8 protein-coding genes are annotated in these 7,055 nt (G+C 68.9%); all 8 read left to right on the top strand.

Features of this window, described 5'->3' with window-relative positions; genetic code table 11:
* Positions 1-62 precede the first annotated feature (62 nt).
* The 8 genes from phnH to WBV89_RS11165 are packed head-to-tail and all read left to right on the top strand — an operon-like array spanning position 63 to position 7,015.
* On the top strand, positions 63-713 hold the full coding sequence (gene phnH, locus WBV89_RS11200) for a phosphonate C-P lyase system protein PhnH (RefSeq protein ID WP_423981433.1): 651 nt from the start codon (positions 63-65) through the stop codon (positions 711-713).
* A complete protein-coding gene (locus WBV89_RS11195; RefSeq protein WP_423981432.1) occupies positions 713-1,864 on the top strand; it encodes a carbon-phosphorus lyase complex subunit PhnI in 1,152 nt (383 codons plus the stop codon). Before phnH ends, WBV89_RS11195 begins: the two co-directional genes overlap by 1 nt.
* Positions 1,861-2,790 (top strand): alpha-D-ribose 1-methylphosphonate 5-phosphate C-P-lyase PhnJ, encoded by a 930-nt coding sequence (locus WBV89_RS11190; protein ID WP_423981431.1) that lies wholly within the window; start codon positions 1,861-1,863, stop codon positions 2,788-2,790. Before WBV89_RS11195 ends, WBV89_RS11190 begins: the two co-directional genes overlap by 4 nt.
* Positions 2,787-3,638 carry an ATP-binding cassette domain-containing protein gene (locus WBV89_RS11185; protein WP_423981430.1) on the top strand — a complete coding sequence of 284 codons (852 nt, stop codon included), beginning with the start codon at positions 2,787-2,789 and terminating at the stop codon, positions 3,636-3,638. Before WBV89_RS11190 ends, WBV89_RS11185 begins: the two co-directional genes overlap by 4 nt.
* Positions 3,635-4,384 (top strand): ATP-binding cassette domain-containing protein, encoded by a 750-nt coding sequence (locus WBV89_RS11180; protein WP_423981429.1) that lies wholly within the window; start codon positions 3,635-3,637, stop codon positions 4,382-4,384. Before WBV89_RS11185 ends, WBV89_RS11180 begins: the two co-directional genes overlap by 4 nt.
* Positions 4,384-5,610, top strand: a complete 1,227-nt coding sequence (locus WBV89_RS11175) for an alpha-D-ribose 1-methylphosphonate 5-triphosphate diphosphatase (protein WP_423981428.1) — start codon at positions 4,384-4,386, stop codon at positions 5,608-5,610. The genes WBV89_RS11180 and WBV89_RS11175 overlap by 1 nt, the downstream gene beginning before the upstream one ends.
* Positions 5,607-6,434 carry a phytanoyl-CoA dioxygenase family protein gene (locus WBV89_RS11170; RefSeq protein ID WP_423981427.1) on the top strand — a complete coding sequence of 276 codons (828 nt, stop codon included), beginning with the start codon at positions 5,607-5,609 and terminating at the stop codon, positions 6,432-6,434. Before WBV89_RS11175 ends, WBV89_RS11170 begins: the two co-directional genes overlap by 4 nt.
* The gene (locus tag WBV89_RS11165) at positions 6,431-7,015 is read left to right on the top strand and encodes a phosphonate degradation HD-domain oxygenase (RefSeq protein ID WP_423981426.1); all 585 of its coding nucleotides are present in this window, start codon (positions 6,431-6,433) and stop codon (positions 7,013-7,015) included. Before WBV89_RS11170 ends, WBV89_RS11165 begins: the two co-directional genes overlap by 4 nt.
* The last annotated feature ends 40 nt before the right edge of the window (positions 7,016-7,055 follow it).

Below are 7,055 nucleotides of genomic sequence, written 5' to 3'. Positions count from 1 at the left end.
GACGATGACCGCGAGTGGGCCGACTTGTCGACCACCCGGGTGACCTTCGAGGAGCTCGACTGATGAGCGTTGTCGCAGACCCTCAGGTGCCGACGTCGGTCCGACTCGACACCCGGGCATCGCAACGAGCGTTCAGAATCCTGCTCGACGCCTTCTCCCGCCCCGGGCGAGCCGTCGATCTGGCCGTCGTGGCATCGGAGGCTGGCGTCGACCCGGCACTCGTGCCGATCCTGGCGCTCGCCGACATCGAGGTGAGCGTCGCGGTCGTCGGAGCTGCTGGTCGCGCTGACGCCGTCGAACGCCTGGTGCATCGCTCGACCGGTGCGAGGATCGTCGCCGACCTCGGCAACGCAGACATGGTGCTCGCTGACGACCGGTTCGGGGCCGACCAGGTCGCCGCTCTCCGTCGAGGTGACGCCTGGACCCCCGAGTCTGGTTCACGTCTGGTGCTGCGTTGCCACCGTCTGTTCGGCGACGACGATGAGCCGCACGGGCCCAACCCTGCAGTCGTTCGGCTGGCCGTCACGGGGCCAGGCGCCCGCGACGTTCGACACGTGGGTGTCGTCGGGGTGCCGGTCGAGGTCTTCGAGGCACTGCGTTCGGCAAACCTGGAGCATCCCGCCGGCGTCGACACTTGGCTGGTCGCCGACGACGGACTCTGCGTCGGGCTACCCCGGAGCAGCGACGTGCGCATCGAGCTGGGAGCGCGCTGATGGGATACGCAGCCGCTCGCGGTGGACGCAATGCGATCGAGGCCGCCGAGCGGTTGATCGCCGACCAACGTCGGCGGTCCGTCGTCCCCGCGGTCACCGACGCCCAACTGACCGAACGGATGTCGCTTCTCGTCGATCGGGTCATGGGCGAGGGTGGGCTGTGGGAGCCGGAGTTGGCCGCCGCCGCGTTGCGCCAGGCCGATGGCGACCCGATCGAGGCGGCTCACCTGCTTCGAGCCCACCGCTCGACGATGCCACGCTTCGCCCACACCGAGGCCGTCGATACCGATGAGCTGGAGATTCTCCGACGCATCGTGCCGGCGTATCGCCAGCCGCCCGGTCCGCAGCTGCTCGGACGGACCACCGACTACACGGGCCGCATGCTGGACTTGGGTCCTGTCGACCCGTTCGACGATGCGGAGGAACTCGAACGTATCGGGGCCGATGCGCCCCCGGTCGGCGAGTCGGCTCGGCCCGCCGACGAGCGACGGCCGCTGCGGTTGCTCGAGGTGTTGCGCGACCTCGACCTCCTCGTCGAGCGCCGCGACGACGATGCCGACCCCGATCCGGTCGACATCACGCGAGACGCCGTTCGTCCGGGGGCGCCTCGTTCGGCGCGTCTGGCCGTGATGGCCCGAGCGGAGACCGGCGCCCTCGTCAACCTGTGGTACCGCAACATCCTCGGACCCGACGGCTACCTGCACGAGATCACCCTCGGTGAGGTCCGACACGGGCGTCTGCCGGTGGTCGTCACCCACCCCGTCACCGGCGAAACGGTGTCGGTCGGCAGGGTGCGCGTCACGGAGGTCGAGGCGATCGAGGACCTCGACGGCGTGGGCGAGGATCGTGGTCGCTTCGACGTCGGATACGGGCTCTGCTTCGGCCACAACGAGAAGAAGGCGATCGCGATGGCGAACCTCGACATCGCCTGTGAGCGCGATGCGGGACAGACGCCGCTCGAACAATCGGTCCTGATGACCACCGACGGACTCGACGCGACCGGGTTCCTCGAACACCTCAAACTGCCGCACTACGTCACCTTCCGTTCGATGGTCGAACGGAAGCTGGCGGTGCGTGCGGCCCGACTCGACGACGCACCGATCGCCGAGCCACGCCTCGTCGACGCTGCCGCAGGAGCTGATTGCGCATGACCCTCACCGATGACCCGACCGTGGCGGCTCCGAACCCCACCGACCGCGCTACCTCGATCGAATCGCTCGTCGGTGCGCCCGACGCCAACGGTGTGCTCGACGAGCATGCTCGTCGGGAGATACGCCGGGCCATCCTCACCGCCGTCGCCGTCCCGGGCTACCAGGTCCCGTTCGGGTCACGGGAGATGCCGGTGGCGCGGGGCTGGGGTTCGGGCGGTCTGCAGATCACGCTCGCCGTCGTGGGCCCGACCGATGCCGTGAAGGTGATCGACCAGGGCGACGACGAGGGTGTGAACGCGGTCAATCTCCGTCGACTCATCGTCGGCGCGACCGGTGCCGTCGAAACCACCGAGCCCGACGAGGCGACGGTGATTCAGACCCGCCACCGCATTCCCGAGGACGAGCTCCGCGAGGATCAGATCCTCGTCCTGCAGGTTCCGGTGCCCGAACCGTTGCGCGGCGTCGAGCGCGACATGCGCGAACTCGCACGGATGCATGCCGAGGCCGACTACGCCAAGCTGTGGGTGAGCCTCTACGAGGACAAGGTGCGCAACGGCGTCATCACCCGCACGACCGGCTACCCGTGTCTCGTCAACGGACGGTACGTCGTGGCGACGACACCGATCCCGCGGTGGGACATCCCCCGCCTGGACGGAGCGCCGTTCCTGTCACTCTTCGGCGCTGGTCGCGAGAAACGCATCTATGCCATCCCGCCCGGCACGTCGGTCGAACCGATGACGTTCGATGACGTGCCCTTCGAGGTCGAGTCGACGCCGGGTGCCGCGTGCGCCCAATGTGGGAGCGACGTGTCGTACCTCGTGTCGGTCCCCGCACAGGGCGGCGGCGAGCGTTGGGTGTGCAGCGACACCGACTGGTGCCGTCGACAACGACGAGTACCCGAACACGGCGATGGGAGCGGAACATGATCGTCGACCCGGACGACTGGGTCCTGCGCGTCGATGGGCTCGGCAAGCTCTATGGGCGTCTCGACGCCGACGCGATCGCAGCGACCGGCCCCGAATGCGCGACGTCGAAGTACGCGCCGACCAGCACGGTCGTCGCCGCGTGGGACGTCGGCTTCGACGTGGCCGCCGGCGAGGCGCTCGGCGTGATTGGCGAGTCCGGATCGGGAAAGTCGACCGTGATGCGCTGCATCGCCGGTGACGTCGAACCGACCGTCGGGTCGATCAAGATGCGACGCCGCGACGAAACGATCGCCGAGCTCACCGAGCTCACCCCGTCGCAGCGTCGACGACTGCGCGTCGAGGAGGTCTCGATCGTCCACCAGAACCCCGCCGACGGACTCGACCTGCGACTCACCGCCGGTGGGAACATCGCCGAGCCGCTGACCGCCGCCGGGTGGCGCAGCTTCGGCGGCATCCGCCAACGCGCTGCGGACCTGCTCGATCGGACGGAGGTGCCCCTCGCCCGCATGGACGACGTGGTGCGGGAATTCTCCGGCGGAATGCGCCAACGGGTCCAGCTCGCGAAGGCGCTGGCCAACGGCCCATCGCTCGTGCTGTTCGACGAGCCGACCACCGGGCTCGACGCGTCGGTCGCAGCGGGCGTCCTCGACCTCATCCGGTCGTTGCTCGACGACCTCGGGCTCGCCGCGGTGGTCGTGTCGCACGACTTCGGCGTCATCGAGATGCTGACCACGCGCTGCGTCGTGATGCATCACGGCCGAATCGTCGAGGCCGGGCTCACCGACCAGTTGATGGAGGACCCCATGCATCCCTACAGCCAGCGACTCGTCGCGGCGGCCCGATCATGAGTCCCGTGCTCGAAGTGCGCGGTCTGGAGAAGCACTTCGTGCTGCACAACATCGACGGCCGCATGGTCGCCGGGCTCCGCGGCGTCGATCTCGACGTGAGCGCAGGTGAGCACGTCGTGCTCGCCGGGTCGAGCGGGGCCGGCAAGACGTCGTTGCTGAAATGCGTCCACCGCACCTACCTGCCGTCGGCCGGCACGCTCGCGCTCCGCCTCGGCGACGGCACGACGGTCGACCTGGCATCGATCGGGGAGCGCGAGGTGGTCGCGCTGCGGGGTCGCGAGCTCGGATACGTCTCGCAATTCCTCCAGGCACCTCCGAGACGAGGGCCATTCGACATCGTCGTGCGCGCGGCGACCGATCGGGGCATGGACCGCGACGCCGCCCACGATGCCGCCGCCGTCGCGCTCCGCCGCCTCAACATCGACGAGGCGATGTGGGACGTGTACGCGACGGTGCTGTCCGGTGGCGAACGACAACGCGTGAATCTCGCCGCCGGCACCGTCTCGCCACCGCGACTGTTGCTGCTCGACGAACCCGTCTCCGCTCTCGACCCGGCCAATCGGTCCGCAGCGCTCGAACTGATCGACGAGCTCGCCGGACACGGCGTCGCCGTGTTGTCGGTGTTCCACGACCTCGAAGCGATCGAACGACTCGCCACCCGCGTCGTGCTGATGCGCCACGGCGAGGTCGTCGACGCCGGCCCGCCCGAACGCATTCTCCCCGAGCTCACTGGAGTCGCCCGCTGATGGACACGATCCTGCACCCCCGCAACTTCGCGATCACCGATGTGACCGCGGTGCTTCCCGACCGGTTGATCGAGCACGCCACCGTGGTCGTCGCCGATGGCATCATCGAGTCGGTGGACACCGGATCGCCGCCGCCCGGTGCGCTCGATGGCCGCGGTGCTCTGCTGGCGCCCGGCGTGGTCGACACGCATTCCGACGGTCTCGAGAAGGAACTCCGCCCGCGCCCAGGCGTCCTGCTGCCGATGGACTTCGCCATCCACTCCTTCGAAGGACGCGTCCGCGGGGCCGGTGTCACGACCATCTTCCACGGCATCGGCTTCGAGAACGGCGCGAAGTACGACCGGTCGGTCGAGCAGGCGACGGCGATGTGTGCTGCGCTCGCCGAACGGGCGGGTTCCGGAGCGGCCCCGATCGACCATCGCATCCTCCATCGCCTGGACGTGCGCGATGCAGACGGTTTCGTCGCACTCCGCGACACCGTCGATCGAGCGCTCGGCCAGCGGCCGCTGGTGTCCTACGAGGACCACACCCCGGGGCAGGGCCAGTACGCCGACCGGCGCTGGATGGAGCGCTACATCGCCGGTACCCGCGACATGGAGGCCGATCAGGCCAAGGACTACATCGACGAGGTGATCGCCGATCGCGATCGCCAACGCATCCATCGCGACGAGGCGATGCCGTGGCTCGGCGAGCGCGGTCGCGCCGAGGCGATCCGGTTGATGTGTCACGACCCCGCCGATGTCGGCGACATCGACGAAGCCGTTGCGGTCGGTGCGTCGATCGCGGAGTTCCCGACAACTGTGGAAGCGGCCGTCGCGGCGCGTGAGCGCGGTCTGCAGATCGTGTGCGGCGCACCCAATGCGCTGCGGGGTGAGAGTCACTCGGGCAACGTCAGCGCTCGGGAGTTGATCGGCCGTGGGCTCTGCGACAGTCTCGCATCGGACTACATGCCCTCGACACTGCTCGGCGCGGTCGGACGCCTGGTCGCGGATCACGTGTGTGCGCTTCCCGACGCGATCCGCCTCGTCACCAGCGGCGCCGCCGCCACGGTCGGGCTCGACGACCGGGGTCGCCTCGCTCCCGGCCAGCGCGCCGACCTCGTCCTCTTCGACCTCCGCGGCGCCCTGCCCACCGTACGACTGGCGATCGGGCAGTCGTACGGGGCCTCGACGCCGACGATGGTCCCGACACCCGATCGTGGCGAACTGGTCGAGAGTCGGACATGAGCCCGAACGCGCACTCCGATGAGCGAGGCGATGCGCTCGTCGCTGCGCTGGACATCGAGTCATGGACCCGTGACGGATACCTCCACGTTCCGGCGGCGTTCGACTCGGCGACGATCGCTGAGATCCGCACGTGGGTGGACGACGTCGCCGATCGAAAGCCGGGTGAACTCGGCCTGATGCAACACTACGAGCACACCGATCGCGGGGCGGTCCTCGCTCGCTCGGAGCGGCTGCTCGAGGTGCACGACGGATGGAGGAGTCTCGTGGCCGGTGGTGGCCTGCCGGCGATGGCGGGGCGTCTGCTGGGCGAACCCGCCGTGCTCTACAAGGAGAAGATCAACTACAAGTTCGCCGGCGGCGCCGGATTCGCTCCGCATCAGGACGCGCCTGCCTACGCCTTCGTCGACACCCACCTGACCGGAATGCTGGCGATCGACGACGCCGATCTCGCCAACGGCTGTCTCGAGGTGGTGCCGGGGATGCATGACGAACTCCTGCCGCTCGACGACGACGGATGCATTCGTCCCGACGTCGCCGCCGAGCTCCACTTCCGGCCCGTGCCGGTCAGGTCCGGCGACCTGCTCTGGTTCCACTCACGGGTTCCGCACCGCAGTGGACCGAACGATTCGGAAACCACTCGTCGGGCGCTCTTCTGCACGTACAACGCGTTTCGTCTCGGCGACCTGCGTGCGGAGTACTACGACGACAAGGCGCGCTTCTTCGAAGCCCGTGGCGATGACCCGGCTCGGCTAAGCACCATCGGCGACTTCCAGGGCAGCGCTCCGACCGAGGACGAACTGCGCGCGATCGGAGTCCTGCCGTGAACACGCCGTGGCGCGAGTTGAACGGACCCGAGGCGGTTGCGGAACGTCTCGTCGCCGTGTTCGAGGTGTTCGGTGAGTCGCGTTACGACGAGGCGGTGACGCAGTCCGTGCACGCTGCACAGGCAGCAGCGCTCGCGCAGGAGTCCGGTGCGGCCGACTCACTCGTTGCCGCGGCGCTGCTCCACGACCTCGGGCACCTCCTCGGATGCGCGGACACGGAGGCGCAACGTGACCGCGACCTGCATCACGAGGAAGTCGCGGCCCGATTCCTTCGTCGATGGTTCGGACCGGAGGTGGTCGAGCCGATTCGCCACCACGTCGCCGCCAAGCGCTATCTCTGCGCGGTCGACGACGGGTACCACGACACGCTCTCGACGGCCTCGGTGCACAGCCTCGCGATCCAGGGCGGCGTGATGATGCCGTCGGAAACCGCAGCGTTCGAGCAGATCCCGAGGTGGCGCGATGCCGCGGCCCTGCGACGATGGGACGATCTGGCCAAGGACCCGGACTGGTCGGTGCCGCCGGTGCGTTCGTACCTCGAACTGCTCGTGGAGGTGGGTGAACGCCGGGACGACGGGTGACGGCACGGAGTGCCGTCCGTCGTCGCATCGGGATCCCTAC

Source organism: Ilumatobacter sp., assembly GCF_049588435.1.
GTDB lineage: Bacteria > Actinomycetota > Acidimicrobiia > Acidimicrobiales > Ilumatobacteraceae > Ilumatobacter_A.
The sequence above is the reverse complement of the archived record's forward strand: the minus strand, read 5'-3'. Positions and strand labels throughout refer to the sequence as shown.